General features: G+C 58.8%; 14 protein-coding genes. 1 reads left to right on the top strand and 13 read right to left on the bottom strand.

Annotated elements, in window-relative coordinates; all coding sequences use genetic code 11:
• Positions 1-30: 30 nt before the first annotated feature.
• The 7 genes from PMI27_RS30660 to PMI27_RS07955 all read right to left on the bottom strand — a co-directional run bounded on the left by PMI27_RS30660 (position 31) and on the right by PMI27_RS07955 (position 6,052).
• Positions 31-888, bottom strand: a complete 858-nt coding sequence (locus PMI27_RS30660) for a peptidoglycan DD-metalloendopeptidase family protein (RefSeq protein ID WP_008154014.1) — start codon at positions 886-888, stop codon at positions 31-33.
• A 211-nt stretch (positions 889-1,099) separates the two neighbouring features.
• Positions 1,100-1,735, bottom strand: a complete 636-nt coding sequence (locus tag PMI27_RS07930; protein WP_177327881.1) for a protein-L-isoaspartate(D-aspartate) O-methyltransferase — start codon at positions 1,733-1,735, stop codon at positions 1,100-1,102.
• Positions 1,736-1,776: 41 nt separating this feature from the next.
• Complete coding sequence (gene surE / locus PMI27_RS07935; RefSeq protein WP_008154019.1) at positions 1,777-2,526, bottom strand: 5'/3'-nucleotidase SurE; 750 nt, start codon at positions 2,524-2,526, stop codon at positions 1,777-1,779.
• Complete coding sequence (gene truD / locus PMI27_RS07940) at positions 2,514-3,572, bottom strand: tRNA pseudouridine(13) synthase TruD (protein ID WP_008154021.1); 1,059 nt, start codon at positions 3,570-3,572, stop codon at positions 2,514-2,516. Before truD ends, surE begins: the two co-directional genes overlap by 13 nt.
• Complete coding sequence (gene ispF, locus PMI27_RS07945) at positions 3,569-4,042, bottom strand: 2-C-methyl-D-erythritol 2,4-cyclodiphosphate synthase (RefSeq protein WP_008154023.1); 474 nt, start codon at positions 4,040-4,042, stop codon at positions 3,569-3,571. Before ispF ends, truD begins: the two co-directional genes overlap by 4 nt.
• A gap of 43 nt (positions 4,043-4,085) precedes the next feature.
• The gene (gene fghA, locus PMI27_RS07950; RefSeq protein WP_008154025.1) at positions 4,086-4,931 is read right to left on the bottom strand and encodes an S-formylglutathione hydrolase; all 846 of its coding nucleotides are present in this window, start codon (positions 4,929-4,931) and stop codon (positions 4,086-4,088) included.
• An 8-nt stretch (positions 4,932-4,939) separates the two neighbouring features.
• The gene (locus PMI27_RS07955) at positions 4,940-6,052 is read right to left on the bottom strand and encodes an S-(hydroxymethyl)glutathione dehydrogenase/class III alcohol dehydrogenase (protein WP_008154027.1); all 1,113 of its coding nucleotides are present in this window, start codon (positions 6,050-6,052) and stop codon (positions 4,940-4,942) included.
• Positions 6,053-6,159: 107 nt separating this feature from the next.
• Between PMI27_RS07955 and PMI27_RS07960 the strand changes: the two genes are divergently transcribed.
• Positions 6,160-7,056, top strand: a complete 897-nt coding sequence (locus tag PMI27_RS07960; protein WP_008154028.1) for a LysR substrate-binding domain-containing protein — start codon at positions 6,160-6,162, stop codon at positions 7,054-7,056.
• A 78-nt stretch (positions 7,057-7,134) separates the two neighbouring features.
• Here the strand turns inward: PMI27_RS07960 and ispD are convergent, their stop codons facing one another.
• The 6 genes from ispD to tilS all read right to left on the bottom strand — a co-directional run bounded on the left by ispD (position 7,135) and on the right by tilS (position 13,796).
• The gene (gene ispD, locus PMI27_RS07965) at positions 7,135-7,842 is read right to left on the bottom strand and encodes a 2-C-methyl-D-erythritol 4-phosphate cytidylyltransferase (RefSeq protein ID WP_008154030.1); all 708 of its coding nucleotides are present in this window, start codon (positions 7,840-7,842) and stop codon (positions 7,135-7,137) included.
• On the bottom strand, positions 7,839-8,117 hold the full coding sequence (gene ftsB, locus PMI27_RS07970) for a cell division protein FtsB (RefSeq protein WP_008028992.1): 279 nt from the start codon (positions 8,115-8,117) through the stop codon (positions 7,839-7,841). Before ftsB ends, ispD begins: the two co-directional genes overlap by 4 nt.
• A 171-nt stretch (positions 8,118-8,288) precedes the next feature.
• Positions 8,289-9,578 (bottom strand): phosphopyruvate hydratase, encoded by a 1,290-nt coding sequence (eno, locus tag PMI27_RS07975; protein WP_008154033.1) that lies wholly within the window; start codon positions 9,576-9,578, stop codon positions 8,289-8,291.
• A gap of 147 nt (positions 9,579-9,725) precedes the next feature.
• Entirely contained in the window at positions 9,726-10,571 is an 846-nt protein-coding gene (kdsA, locus tag PMI27_RS07980; RefSeq protein WP_008154034.1) for a 3-deoxy-8-phosphooctulonate synthase, read from the bottom strand.
• Between the two features lie 5 nt (positions 10,572-10,576).
• The gene (locus PMI27_RS07985) at positions 10,577-12,208 is read right to left on the bottom strand and encodes a CTP synthase (RefSeq protein WP_008154036.1); all 1,632 of its coding nucleotides are present in this window, start codon (positions 12,206-12,208) and stop codon (positions 10,577-10,579) included.
• A gap of 274 nt (positions 12,209-12,482) precedes the next feature.
• The gene (gene tilS, locus PMI27_RS07990; protein ID WP_008154038.1) at positions 12,483-13,796 is read right to left on the bottom strand and encodes a tRNA lysidine(34) synthetase TilS; all 1,314 of its coding nucleotides are present in this window, start codon (positions 13,794-13,796) and stop codon (positions 12,483-12,485) included.
• Positions 13,797-13,837: the final 41 nt, after the last annotated feature.

The following is a 13,837-nucleotide window of genomic DNA, read 5'->3' as shown; positions in this document are numbered from 1 at the left end:
CTCTACGCGACGGAACAGGCTGGAAAGCGATCAACGACGCGGCAGGAATTGCAGCGGATCTACTGGTTTACCTTGTCGGCGAATCTCAAAATGCAGCTTCACCCGGTCTGTACCCGTTGACCCCATTTCGGCAATTGTCTGTCCGACCTTGACCTGCTGCCCCTCCCGAACCAACAGCCTGCGGTTATGTCCGTAGGCGCTAACGTAGGTATCGCTGTGTTTGATGATGACTAATTCGCCGTAGCCCCTTAAGCCACTCCCGGCGTATACCACCGTCCCATCAGACGCAGCTAAAACAGGCTGTCCCAAATCCCCGGCGATATCAATTCCTTTATTCAAACTCCCGTTTGAAGAGAATTTTCCAATAAGAATGCCATTAGATGGCCACCCCCAGCCGGTCGGGGCCGGGCCGGCAGGAGGCATTGGAGCAGGGGTCGGCTTGCTGCCGACGGACGGTGCAACCACCGTTGTGCTCGTGGTTGCGCCATTCGCCTGGCGCCGGATAACCGTGGTTTTCAGCGACGAAGAAGGCGTTGAATCGGTGGAGCTGGCCACCGGCGTCGGCGTTGAACCGGTGCGACCGTCAAAGCGAATCGTCTGACCCGGATGGATCGTATAAGGCGTAGGAATGTTGTTGCGTGCCGCTAGGGCTTTGTAGTCCCAGCCGTAGCGAAAGGCAATGGAGAACAAGGTGTCTTTAGGTCGGACGACGTATTGACCCGTGGTCACTGCCGGACGCTGGGCGACGGCATTGTTGCGTTCGACGACGCGTACATCACTCGACTTGTTGCTGGAGCAACCGACCAGCAAGGTGCTCAAGACAAGGCCAGTCACCAGGCGCTGAAAGCTCTTTTTACCCATTCGCTGCGCAATGACTGTGAGACTCACCCGCCGCTCCCTTTGTGGTGGCTGAAAATGTGGATTGCCGTGTTCCGGCATGAAATGTCGCAAGTATAACGGGCCGTGCAGGCTTTACCTTTAATGAAGCGAAATGCCTTCGCGCACACGTTTGCTGCCTGACGATGAATCCCGTTTAACTGATCGACGCCGCTGTAAGACAGAAGCAATCGAAGAGAATTCAGCGCCCTGAAACAAATGCTCAGGCAAGTGGCCCATTGAGTAACGGGACGAAGCGTACAGCCCCCAGAACACGCCTGGAAAAGCCCTGCTCTTCCCGGATGATCAGCATCAATTGTTGAACCTCACCCGATCCGACCGGGATCACCAGCCGCCCTCCCGGTGCCAATTGATCAAGCAGCGCCTGAGGTACATCGGTCGCCACCGCAGTCACGATAATGCCGTTGTAAGGTGCCAGCGCCGGCCAGCCTTCCCAACCATCGCCCCAGCGGAACACCACGTTGCGCAGGTTCAGTTCAACCAGGCGTTCCTTGGCCCGGTCTTGCAGAACCTTGATGCGTTCGACGGAAAATACCCGCTCGACCAGTTGCGACAGCACCGCCGTCTGGTAGCCCGATCCGGTGCCGATTTCCATCACCTTGTCGAGAGGACCTGCCTCCAGCAGCAGCTCGCTCATGCGAGCCACCATATAAGGCTGCGAGATGGTCTGGTTATTGCCGATCGGCAATGCCGTGTCTTCGTAGGCGCGGTGAGCCAGCGCCTCATCGACGAACAGGTGACGCGGTGTACGGCGAATGACTTCCAGCACCTTGGCGTTGCAAATCCCCTCTTCATACAGGCGCTGAATAAGGCGCTCACGGGTCCGTTGTGAGGTCATCCCGATGCCACGACGCAGAATATCGTCTTGTTCACGAGCCATTAGTTCAGCCCCTCCAGCCAGCCATCGAGACTTCTGAAGGCATCATTAAAGGTGCGATCCAGTTGCAGTGGGGTGATTGAAACATAGCCTTGCATTACCGCATGAAAATCGGTGCCCGGGCCGCCGTCTTCGGCATCCCCCGCCGCCGCAATCCAGTAACCGGATTTACCGCGCGGATCGACCACTTTCATCGGCGCTGCAGCACGTGCGCGATGTCCGAGGCGGGTCAGCTGAATACCGCGGATGTGGTCCAGCGGCAAATTGGGAATGTTCACGTTCAGTACCGTACGCGGTGGCAGTTCAAGGTCCGCGTGAGCCTCTACCAGTTTGCGCGCAAAGTACGCGGCTGTGGGAAGGTTCTCCACTTGCCGTGAGACCAACGAAAAGGCAAACGAAGGACGTGCCAGGAAACGTCCCTCAAGGGCCGCCGCCACGGTGCCGGAATACAACACGTCATCACCCAGGTTGGCGCCCAGGTTGATGCCCGAAACCACCATGTCCGCCTCGCGTTCCAGCAAGCCATTGAGGCCCAGGTGCACACAATCGGTCGGTGTGCCATTGAGGCTGATAAAGCCGTTGGCCAGGGTTTGCGGGTGTAACGGACGGTCGAGCGTCAGCGAGCTGCTGGCGCCGCTTTTGTCTTGGTCCGGGGCGATAACCACGCACTCGGTGTAATCCGCCAGCGCAGCATAAAGCGCGGCGAGACCGGGTGCGGTTACCCCATCGTCGTTAGAAATCAGAATACGCATGGGCTGTCCGTCTGCCCCACCGGCACCAGATCAACAAGCTCGCGCACCAATACGGTGGCGAAGCATCCGGCCGGGAGGACGAATTCCAGTTGCAGAATGTCAGGCTCGAGATAATGCCACGTCAACCCACTAATGGGCAGCCGCAGGATGCGACGTTCGTGGCTCATACCGGCGTTAATCAACCAATCACGCAAGTCCGCTTCGCGAGTGGCGATTGCCTGCTCCAGTTCATGGACAGCGCCAGTGGCCGGCGAGTCACCTTCGCCCCACTGCGGACCGGTCGGGTGCAGATCGAGAATCGCCAGACGCGGGTCGCTGCACTCGGCAACACCTGCCGGAAAGAAGCTGCGACTGTCGGTGAAGGCCAGCAGATCGCCAACCTGGGCCCGCTGCCAGCTGCCATCGGCGACACGCGCCGCCAACACCTGATTAAACAGAAAACTGCGCGCTGTGGAGAGCAGACGCGAACGCACGTTGCGCTGCTCCGGCAACGCTTTACGGGCCGCCCAGGCACGGGCATCGACCACGTTACCGCCGTCAAACCCAAAACGCTGGGCGCCGAAATAATTGGGAATACCTTGCTTGGCGATCAGTTGCAGACGCTCGTCGATCGCCGCTTTGTCGCCAGCGAATTGCGTCAGTCGCAACGTGAAGCCATTGGCCGAGTGAGCACCGCGTTGCAGCTTGCGTTTGTGCCGGCCGGTCTTGAGGATCTTCAGCGTATCGTTTTCCGCCGCCGACAGATCAGGATCAGCCTTGCCCGGCAGCTGCACGCTGAACCACTGGCGAGTCAGCGCCTGACGATCCTTGAGGCCCGCGTAGCTGACAGTGCGCAACGGCACGCCCGCCGCCTTGGCGATCCGCCGTGCTGCTTCTTCGGTATTCAGACCGCGTTTTTCCACCCAGATCCACAAGTGTTCGCCGTCGCCACTGAGGGGGATATTGAGGACTTCATCGACCTGAAAATCTTCCGCCGTGGCTTTCAGTACTGCGGTGCCGAGGGCTTCGCCATAGGCCCGTGGGCCGAGCAATTGCAGTTCGTTCATGCGCGCAGCAACAAGGCAACGGAGTGCACGGCAATGCCTTCTTCGCGACCGACAAAGCCGAGCTTTTCGGTGGTGGTAGCTTTCACGTTCACTTGATCCAACTCAACTTGAAGATCCGCGGCAATCAGCGCGCGCATCGATTCGATATGCGGGGCCATTTTCGGCGCCTGGGCGACGATGGTGTTATCGACGTTGCCGACTTTCCAGCCCTTGGCGTGGATCAGTGCGACGACGTGACGCAACAGCACTCGGCTGTCGGCGCCCTTGTATGTCGGGTCGGTGTCCGGAAAATGTTTGCCGATATCACCCAGCGCAGCGGCGCCGAGCAAGGCATCGCTCAAGGCGTGCAGCAGGACGTCACCGTCGGAATGAGCGAGCAGCCCGAAGCCGTGTGCAATGCGCACGCCGCCCAGAGTAATGAAATCGCCTTCAGCGAAACGGTGCACATCATAGCCGTGGCCAATACGCATAAAAAAACGCCCCGATTTTTGTCAGGGCGTGATTCTACCTGCATTACACGCCTAGGGCGCGCGCGTGATGCTGTAAGTGATCGTCTATGAAGCTGGCGATGAAGAAATAGCTGTGGTCATAGCCGGGTTGCAGGCGCAACGTCAGCGGATGACCGGCCAGTTTGGCGGCCTGTTGCAAGGCTTCAGGCTTGAGCTGGGTGGCCAGGAAATCGTCGCGATCACCTTGGTCGACCAGCAGCGGCAGCTTCTCGTTCGCTTCGGCAATCAGGACGCAGGCATCCCATTCGCGCCATTTCGATCGGTCTTCCCCCAGGTAGCGGGAAAAGGCTTTCTGCCCCCAAGGACAGTCCATCGGATTGTTGATCGGCGAGAACGCCGAGACCGACTGATAGCGTCCCGGATTACGTAACGCGCAGACCAGCGCGCCGTGGCCGCCCATGGAATGACCGCTGATGCCGCGCTTGTCCGAGGCCGGGAAATGGGCTTCGACCAATGCGGGCAGTTCCTGCACGACATAGTCATGCATCCGATAGTGCCGCGACCAGGGTTCCTGCGTGGCATTCAGATAAAACCCGGCGCCGAGACCGAAGTCCCAGGCGCCATCCGGATCACCCGGCACATCAGGACCGCGAGGGCTGGTGTCCGGAGCAACGATGATCAGCCCCAGCTCTGCGGCCATGCGCATCGCGCCGGCCTTTTGCATGAAGTTTTCGTCGGTGCAGGTCAGGCCGGACAACCAGTACAGCACCGGCAGTTTGCCGCCCTGCTCCGCTTGCGGCGGCAGGTACACGGCAAACACCATGTCGCAGCCGAGCACATCGGAGCGGTGCCGATAGCGTTTGTGCCAGCCGCCGAAGCTTTTCTGGCAGGAGATATTTTCCAGGCTCATGACCGACCTCAGAAATGGATGACGGAACGGATGCTCTTGCCTTCATGCATCAGGTCGAACGCCTTGTTGATATCTTCCAGGCCCATGGTGTGGGTGATGAACGTATCCAGCGGGATTTCGCCGGTTTCAGCCATCTCGACATAGCTTGGCAACTCGGTACGGCCACGCACGCCGCCGAACGCCGAACCGCGCCAGACGCGACCGGTCACCAGCTGGAATGGACGCGTGGAGATTTCCTGGCCAGCACCGGCGACACCGATGATTACCGACTCGCCCCACCCCTTGTGGCAGCACTCAAGTGCGGCACGCATCAATTGGACATTTCCGATGCATTCGAAGGAAAAGTCGACGCCGCCGTCGGTCATGTCGACGATGACTTCCTGGATCGGACGATCGAAATCTTTCGGGTTCACACAATCGGTTGCACCCAACTGCTTGGCGATCTCGAATTTGGCCGGGTTGATGTCGATGGCGATGATCCGCGCAGCCTTGGCTTTGACGGCGCCGATCACCGCCGACAGACCGATGCCGCCGAGGCCGAAAATGGCGACGGTATCACCTGGTTTTACTTTGGCGGTATTAAGCACTGCACCGATGCCGGTGGTGACACCGCAGCCCAGCAGGCAGACTTTTTCCAGTGGCGCTTCTTTTTGAATTTTGGCGACAGAGATTTCCGGCAGCACGGTGTACTCGGAGAACGTCGACGTCCCCATGTAGTGGAAAATGGGTTGGCCTTTGTAGGAAAAGCGCGAAGTGCCATCCGGCATCAGGCCTTTACCCTGAGTCGCGCGAATCGCCTGGCACAGGTTGGTTTTACCCGACAGACAGAATTTGCACTGGCGACATTCCGGGGTGTACAGCGGGATCACATGATCGCCGACTGCGACGGAGGTTACGCCTTCACCGATCGCCTCGACTACCGCACCACCTTCGTGACCGAGGATCGACGGGAAGATACCTTCCGGGTCCGCGCCCGACAGCGTGTAGGCGTCGGTATGGCAGACACCGGAGGCAACCACACGCAGCAGGACTTCACCGGCCTTGGGCATGGCGACATCGACTTCAACGATCTCGAGGGGTTTCTTGGCCTCGAAGGCAACGGCAGCGCGCGACTTGATCATGTGGATTCTCCAGTGAATTAAAACGAGACAGTGAGTGTAATACAGCGCCTGACGGTGAATAATCTGGACAAAAGCAAAACATTATTGCCATACAGGGATAATCCTTGATGTCCGAAAACCGCTGGGAAGGGATCGACGAGTTCGTCGCCGTGGCCGAGTGCAGTCAGTTCACGGCTGCCGCGGAACGCCTCGGGGTTTCTTCCTCCCACATCAGTCGACAAATAGTACGCCTCGAAGAGCGCCTTCAGACGCGACTGCTTTATCGCAGCACCCGCCGGGTCACTCTGACCGAAGCCGGGCAAACCTTTCTGCAACATTGCCAACGCCTGCAGGATGGTCGCGAAGAAGCACTGCGAGCGGTGGGTGACCTGACCAGCGAACCCAAAGGCATGCTGCGCATGACCTGCGCCGTGGCGTACGGCGAACGATTTATCGTGCCGCTGGTGACGCGTTTCATGGGGCTCTATCCGCAACTGCGAATCGACATCGAACTGAGCAATCGTCAACTCGACCTCGTGCACGAAGGGCTGGACCTGGCGATCCGTCTCGGTCGCCTGCAAGACTCGCGGCTGGTAGCGACACGCCTGGCGCCACGACGCATGTACCTGTGCGCATCGCCATCCTATCTGGAACGCTACGGCCGCCCGCATAGCTTGTCGGAACTGAGCCGCCACAACTGCCTCATCGGTAGCTCGGACATCTGGCAACTGGAACAGAACGGGCGGGAATTTTCCCAGCGGGTGCAGGGAAACTGGCGCTGCAACAGTGGGCAAGCGGTGCTGGATGCGGCGTTACAGGGAGTGGGTTTGTGTCAGTTGCCGGACTATTACGTGCTGGAGCACCTTAAAAGCGGTGAGTTGATTTCGCTGCTGGAAGCCCACCAACCGCCGAACACCGCCGTGTGGGCGCTTTATCCGCAGCAACGGCATTTGTCGCCGAAGGTGCGCAAGCTGGTGGATTATCTGAAAGAAGGGTTGGCCGAGCGGCCGGAGTATCGGGTTTAAGATCAAAAGATCGCAGCCTGCGGCAGCTCCTACATTGGAATGCGGTTTCCTGTAGGAGCTGCCGCAGGCTGCGATCTTTTAGCAGCGATTAGCCCAGCGCTGGCGCAACCATTCCAGGTCTTCGGGGCGCGTGACCTTGAGGTTGTCGGACCGGCCTTCAATCAGTCGCGGCGCCAGGCCTGCCCACTCCATTGCTGAAGCTTCGTCAGTGATGACCGCATCGGCCACCAGGCTGTCGGCCAACGCCCGATGCAATGCACCAAGGCGAAACATCTGCGGCGTATAGGCTTGCCAGATAACACTGCGATCCACGGTTTCGACCACGCGACCGTGCTTGTCGACCCGCTTGAGGGTATCGCGTGCCGGAACCGCCAGCAGTCCGCCAACCGGATCATCTGCGAGTTCACCCAGCAACTTGTCCAGATCATCACGGCTCAGATTCGGCCGCGCGGCATCGTGAACCAACACCCAATCCTCATCGTCAGCGCCTTGCGCATGCAAATGCAGCAACGCATTGAGTACCGACCCGGAACGCTCGGAGCCACCTTCAACCCGCTGAATTCGCGGATCGCCAGCACACGCCAGGTTAGGCCAATAAGGATCATCAACAGCAAGACTGACCACCAACCCTTTCAGGGAAGGATGATCAAGGAAACAGCCGAGGCTGTGTTCGAGAATAGTGCGCCCGCCCAGTTGCAAGTATTGCTTGGGACGGTCCGCGGCCATACGGGCACCGACGCCCGCGGCAGGAATTACAGCCCAGAAGGCTGGTAACGAGGGATTCATTGAGCCAACTGGTAAAGGGTTTCACCGTCCTTGACCATGCCCAACTCATGACGAGCCCGCTCTTCAACGGTCTCCATGCCCTTTTTCAATTCACTGACTTCAGCGTCCATCACCCGATTGCGCTCAAGCAGCCCCTCGTTCTCAGCGTGTTGATCTGCGATCTGCTGAGTCAGTTCAGCCACTTGCGCCAGACTGCCATTACCCACCCACAGGCGGTATTGCAGGCCAGCCAGCAGCAGGAGCAAGACGAGGAACAACCAATTGGGACTGCGCATCGAATATCAGGTATCCAGTGAAAAAAGACAGCCATGCCAAAACTTTGAAGCTTCTGATAGCACGAAGCCTGGAAGACCCAGGCTTGTGCTTATAAGGCATCAGATTAGTGGCAAATCCATCGCTGTAGCGATTTTTCCGACACAATCCGGTGTCTTTTTACCCTTTGCTACTCAGCCGCGGAATTCGCTGCGACCGTTGTACTTGGCTTTGCCATTCAACTGCTCTTCGATACGCAGCAGTTGGTTGTACTTGGAAACACGGTCCGAACGGCACAGGGAACCGGTCTTGATCTGGCCAGCCGCGGTGCCCACAGCCAGGTCGGCAATAGTCGAATCTTCGGTTTCGCCGGAGCGGTGCGAGATCACAGCGGTGTAACCAGCGGCCTTGGCCATCTGGATGGCTTCCAGGGTTTCGGTCAGGGTGCCGATCTGGTTGAACTTGATCAGGATCGAGTTGGCGATCTTTTTATCGATGCCTTCTTTCAGGATCTTGGTGTTGGTCACGAACAGGTCGTCGCCCACCAGCTGAGTCTTCTCGCCGATCTTGTCGGTGAGGATTTTCCAGCCAGCCCAGTCGGACTCGTCCAGACCGTCTTCGATCGAGATGATCGGATAACGCTCGGTCAAGCCTTTCAGGTAGTCGGCGAAACCTTCAGCGGTGAACACCTGGCCTTCGCCGGACAGGTTGTATTTACCGTCTTCGTAGAATTCGCTGGCAGCGCAGTCCAGTGCCAGGGTCACGTCGGTGCCCAGCTTGTAACCGGCGTTGGCCACGGCTTCGGAGATCACTTTCAAAGCGTCTTCGTTGGAGGCCAGGTTCGGTGCGAAACCACCTTCGTCACCCACAGCAGTGCTCAGGCCACGGGCCTTCAGAACAGCTTTCAGGTGATGGAAAATCTCGGTGCCCATGCGCAGACCTTCCGAGAAAGACTTGGCGCCTACTGGCTGAACCATGAATTCCTGGATGTCGACGTTGTTATCGGCGTGCTCGCCACCGTTGATGATGTTCATCATCGGAACCGGCATCGAGTAAACACCCGGGGTGCCGTTCAGGTTGGCGATGTGCGCGTACAGCGGCAGGTCCTGGTCCTGCGCGGCTGCCTTGGCGGCTGCCAGGGAAACGGCGAGGATCGCGTTGGCGCCCAGGGAGCCTTTGTTTTCAGTACCGTCGAGCTTGATCATTGCGTGATCCAGCGCTTTCTGGTCGCTTGGGTCTGCACCTTTCAACAGGTCGCGGATCGGACCGTTGATGTTGGCGACAGCTTTGAGTACGCCCTTGCCCAGGTAACGGCTCTTGTCGCCATCACGCAGCTCGAGCGCTTCACGCGAGCCAGTGGAAGCACCGGACGGCGCGCAAGCACTGCCGATGATGCCGTTATCGAGAAGCACGTCCGCTTCCACGGTGGGGTTGCCACGGGAGTCGAGAACTTCACGACCTTTGATGTCGACGATTTTTGCCATTGTTGTAAACACTCCAAAGTTGACGAAAACGCTCGTACTGATCGATTTATAACTTGTGGGTCACATTGTTGCATAAGACCGGCTTGCTGATGGCGCTCTCTCGGGCGCCATCGCGAGCAAGCTCGGCTCCTACACGGAGAATGAGGATTACGCGGTTTCTACCGTCGGAAAACTCTTCACCAGTTCGTCCAAAGCTTTGAGCTGGGCCAGGAATGGCTCCAGTTTGTCCAGACGCAAGGCGCAAGGGCCGTCGCATTTGGCGTTGTCCGGGTCCGGATGCGCTTCGAGAAACAGACCGGCCAGCGACTGGCTCATGCCAGCCTTGGCCAGATCGAGGACCTGAGCGCGACGGCCACCGGCGGAGTCGGAACGACCGCCAGGCATTTGCAACGCATGGGTCACGTCGAAGAACACCGGGTATTCGAACTGCTTCATGATGCCGAAGCCAAGCATGTCGACGACCAGGTTGTTGTAACCGAAGCTCGAACCGCGTTCGCAGAGGATCAACTGATCGTTACCCGCTTCCACGCACTTGTTCAGGATGTGTTTCATCTCCTGAGGTGCGAGGAACTGGGCTTTCTTGATGTTGATCACCGCACCGGTCTTGGCCATCGCAACCACCAGGTCGGTCTGGCGCGACAAGAAGGCCGGCAGCTGGATGATATCGCAGACTTCAGCGACGACCGCGGCCTGATCAGGCTCGTGGACGTCGGTGATGATCGGCACGCCGAACGCCTGCTTGATGTCCTGGAAAATCCGCATGCCCTCTTCCAGGCCGGGGCCACGGTAAGAGGTCACGGAGGAACGGTTGGCCTTGTCGAAGCTGGCCTTGAACACGTAAGGGATACCGAGTTTCTGGGTGACCTTTACGTATTCTTCGCAGACCTGCATCGCCATGTCGCGGCTTTCCAGCACGTTCATGCCACCGAAAAGCACCATTGGCTTGTCGTTGGCAATCTCGATATCGCCTACGCGGATGATCTTCTGGGCCATCGGATTTACGCCTTCTTCTGGTGTTGAACCAAAGCTGCTTTAACGAAACCGCTGAACAACGGGTGACCGTCGCGTGGTGTCGAGGTGAACTCAGGGTGGAACTGGCAAGCGACGAACCATGGATGATCCGGAGCTTCAACCACTTCTACCAGGGCGCCATCACCGGAACGACCAGTGATTTTCAGACCGGCTTCCATGATTTGTGGCAGCAGGTTGTTGTTCACTTCGTAGCGGTGACGGTGACGCTCGACGATCACGTCCTTGGCGTAGCAATCGTGCACCAGGGAACCCGATTCCAGCAGGCAATCCTGAGCGCCAAGGCGCATGGTGCCGCCCAGATCGGACGTTTCGGTACGGGTTTCGACGGCGCCGGTGGCATCTTCCCACTCGGTGATCAGACCCACGACCGGATGACCGCTGGCGCGATCGAACTCGGTGGAGTTGGCGTCTTTCCAGCCCAGCACGTTACGAGCGAACTCGATCACGGCCACTTGCATGCCCAGGCAGATGCCCAGGTACGGAACCTTGTTTTCGCGAGCGAATTGAACGGCAGTGATCTTGCCTTCCACGCCTCGCAGACCGAAGCCACCAGGTACCAGAATCGCGTCGACACCTTCCAGCAGCGCAGTGCCCTGGTTTTCGATGTCTTCGGAGTCGATGTAGCGCAGGTTGACCTTGGTGCGGTTGCTGATGCCGGCGTGACTCATCGCTTCGATCAGCGACTTGTAGGCGTCCAGCAGTTCCATGTACTTGCCGACCATCGCGATGGTGACTTCATGCTCAGGGTTGAGCTTGGCGTCGACCACGGCTTCCCACTCGGACAGATCGGCGCTGCCACATTGCAGGCCGAAACGCTCGACAACGAAATCATCCAGGCCCTGGGAGTGCAGGATGCCCGGGATCTTGTAGATGGTATCGGCGTCTTCCAGCGCAATCACCGCACGTTCTTCAACGTTGGTGAACTGAGCGATCTTGCGACGCGAGGAGATGTCGATCGGGTGATCGGAACGGCAGACCAGCACGTCAGGCTGCAGGCCGATGGAACGCAGTTCCTTGACCGAGTGCTGAGTAGGCTTGGTTTTGGTTTCGCCGGCAGTGGCGATATACGGCACCAGTGTCAGGTGCATCAGCATCGCGCGCTTGGCGCCGACTTCGAAACGCAATTGACGGATCGCTTCGAGGAACGGCTGGGACTCGATGTCACCCACGGTGCCACCGATCTCGACCATGGCCACGTCGGCATCGCCGGCGCCCTTGATGATCCGGCGCTTGATTTCGTCGGTGATGTGCGGGATCACCTGAATGGTGGCGCCCAGGTAATCACCACGGCGCTCTTTGCGCAGGACGTGTTCGTAGACACGGCCGGTGGTGAAGTTGTTGTTCTGGGTCATGGTCGTGCGGATGAACCGCTCGTAGTGGCCCAGGTCCAGGTCGGTCTCGGCGCCGTCGTGGGTGACGAACACTTCACCGTGCTGGAACGGGCTCATGGTGCCCGGGTCAACGTTGATGTACGGGTCCAGCTTCAGCATGGTGACCTTAAGTCCCCGCGCCTCCAGGATGGCCGCCAATGAAGCCGATGCGATGCCTTTCCCCAATGAAGAAACAACACCGCCCGTGACGAATATGTAGCGCGTCATGAAAAACCCTAGAAGTCTGCGTTAAAGCGGTCCGAGCCGCCGGGGAAAGCGAAGGAAGGCCGAAGCCCCCGATCACCTGCATTAATCACAGTGCACCTTTCAAAAAAACCGCCGCGTTGGGACAGACCGGAAGATGAAACACCGGTACGTTGCTCGCTACACATTTTTTGGAATCGCCCAGCAAAGACTGCTTGGTAATCGGCAACTCCTGCAATTCAGGCGAATCCACAGAAGTTGTATCAAGAAGGGAGCGTAGTCTACCGGAAAGCCCCTTTCAGCTCAAACCTAGATCTTCGTGCGGTGGCTGCCAATGCAAATTCCAATGGTCCTTTGCACTGCCATCCAAGCCCCGCAGGTTGGCCACCGCCAGCAATTGCTCGTCTCGGTAGAGCAGCGGCAATCTGCCACGGACGAAACCCGGCACGCCGCTTTCATTGAGCAATCGCTTCAGATCGCGATGGCCGCGACCGGGCAAATTCATCACCTCACCTCCCTCACGATAGCGGATATGCAGCAAGCCATCGGGGATTTGGCCGGTAAGTGTGAGCACGCCGTTGTCCGGCAACACCAGCGATAGCGAGGGATCAAGCCAGTTTCCGACGGCGGGCGACGTGCGCAACCAGCTGCCGGACAACCACCAGATACGCCCACCCGCCCGATGCAGTTCGCCATCCGCCAGCCGCCAGATCGGGCAGGCATCGCCGGTGGCATCACGTAAATTCTCCCAACCCGACCAATGGTCACTGTCCGGCAGTCGCGTCAGCGGTTCGAGCCAATGACTTAAGGCATTACGCTGACGAGCTGCGGACAGCGTTGCCAATGCCCCCAGTTCCAGGGACGGCAATCCCAGCCAATCAAAATCAGTGGCAGTGCTGGCGCCGGCCAGGTCGATTTGCGCAAGTTCATCGAGCAATCCCTGCGCTTCGCCCAGGTGCGCAGCGCTGCGGGCCATGGTCGTTACCGCTTGCGGCCAGCGCTTGGTCAATCCCGGGAAGACCTGATGGCGCAGGTAATTTCGCGAGAATTGCCGATCCTGGTTCGAAGGGTCTTCGATCCAGCTCAGCCGATGCTCCGCCGCATAAGCTTCAAGGTCAGCCCGAGTGACATCGAGCAATGGCCGCAGCAGCAGCCCTTTACCGAGCGGGCGCTGGCGTGGCATCCCCGACAACCCTCTCACCCCTGCCCCACGCAACAGCCGAAACAACAACGTTTCCGCTTGATCGTCACGGTGCTGGGCAGTCATCAACACTTCATTGGCCTGAGTCGCCTCGATGAACGCGGCATATCGCGCATCCCGGGCTGCACGCTCAAGGCTGGCGCCGGGTTGAACCTGCACACGAACAACCTGCAGCGGCACACGCAGCGCATCACAGACCGACTGACAATGAGCCGGCCACGCATCAGCCACAGCCTGAAGGCCGTGATGAACATGGATGGCGCTTAGCGCCGGCAGGGATTCGGTTTTTGCGAGGTGTACGAGAAGGTGCAACAGAACGGTGGAGTCGAGACCACCGGAGAAGGCGATGCGCCAGGCCGTAGCGTTGCGCCACGGAGCAAGTTGCTTGAGAAGCGTTGCGTAAAGAGTCATGAACGCACCAAAACCTGTAGGAGCCGAGCTTGCTCGCGATG

It is taken from the genome of Pseudomonas sp. GM41(2012) (assembly GCF_000282315.2).
In the GTDB taxonomy this organism is placed as follows: domain Bacteria; phylum Pseudomonadota; class Gammaproteobacteria; order Pseudomonadales; family Pseudomonadaceae; genus Aquipseudomonas.
Note: the sequence above shows the minus strand (reverse complement) of the source record. Positions and strands in the feature narration are given on the sequence as shown.

Bases quoted from the DNA above. Each gene is read 5' to 3' on its own strand.
- tilS (WP_008154038.1), bottom strand. From the start codon at position 13,796: ATGACTCTTTACGCAACGCTTCTCAAGCAACTTGCTCCGTGGCGCAAC.
- eno (WP_008154033.1), bottom strand. From the start codon at position 9,578: ATGGCAAAAATCGTCGACATCAAAGGTCGTGAAGTTCTCGACTCCCGT.
- ftsB (WP_008028992.1), bottom strand. From the start codon at position 8,117: ATGCGCAGTCCCAATTGGTTGTTCCTCGTCTTGCTCCTGCTGCTGGCT.
- PMI27_RS07985 (WP_008154036.1), bottom strand. From the start codon at position 12,208: ATGACGCGCTACATATTCGTCACGGGCGGTGTTGTTTCTTCATTGGGG.
- PMI27_RS07930 (WP_177327881.1), bottom strand. From the start codon at position 1,735: ATGACCTCACAACGGACCCGTGAGCGCCTTATTCAGCGCCTGTATGAA.
- truD (WP_008154021.1), bottom strand. From the start codon at position 3,572: ATGAACGAACTGCAATTGCTCGGCCCACGGGCCTATGGCGAAGCCCTC.
- ispD (WP_008154030.1), bottom strand. From the start codon at position 7,842: ATGAATCCCTCGTTACCAGCCTTCTGGGCTGTAATTCCTGCCGCGGGC.
- surE (WP_008154019.1), bottom strand. From the start codon at position 2,526: ATGCGTATTCTGATTTCTAACGACGATGGGGTAACCGCACCCGGTCTC.
- ispF (WP_008154023.1), bottom strand. From the start codon at position 4,042: ATGCGTATTGGCCACGGCTATGATGTGCACCGTTTCGCTGAAGGCGAT.
- fghA (WP_008154025.1), bottom strand. From the start codon at position 4,931: ATGAGCCTGGAAAATATCTCCTGCCAGAAAAGCTTCGGCGGCTGGCAC.
- PMI27_RS07960 (WP_008154028.1), top strand. From the start codon at position 6,160: ATGTCCGAAAACCGCTGGGAAGGGATCGACGAGTTCGTCGCCGTGGCC.
- kdsA (WP_008154034.1), bottom strand. From the start codon at position 10,571: ATGGCCCAGAAGATCATCCGCGTAGGCGATATCGAGATTGCCAACGAC.
- PMI27_RS07955 (WP_008154027.1), bottom strand. From the start codon at position 6,052: ATGATCAAGTCGCGCGCTGCCGTTGCCTTCGAGGCCAAGAAACCCCTC.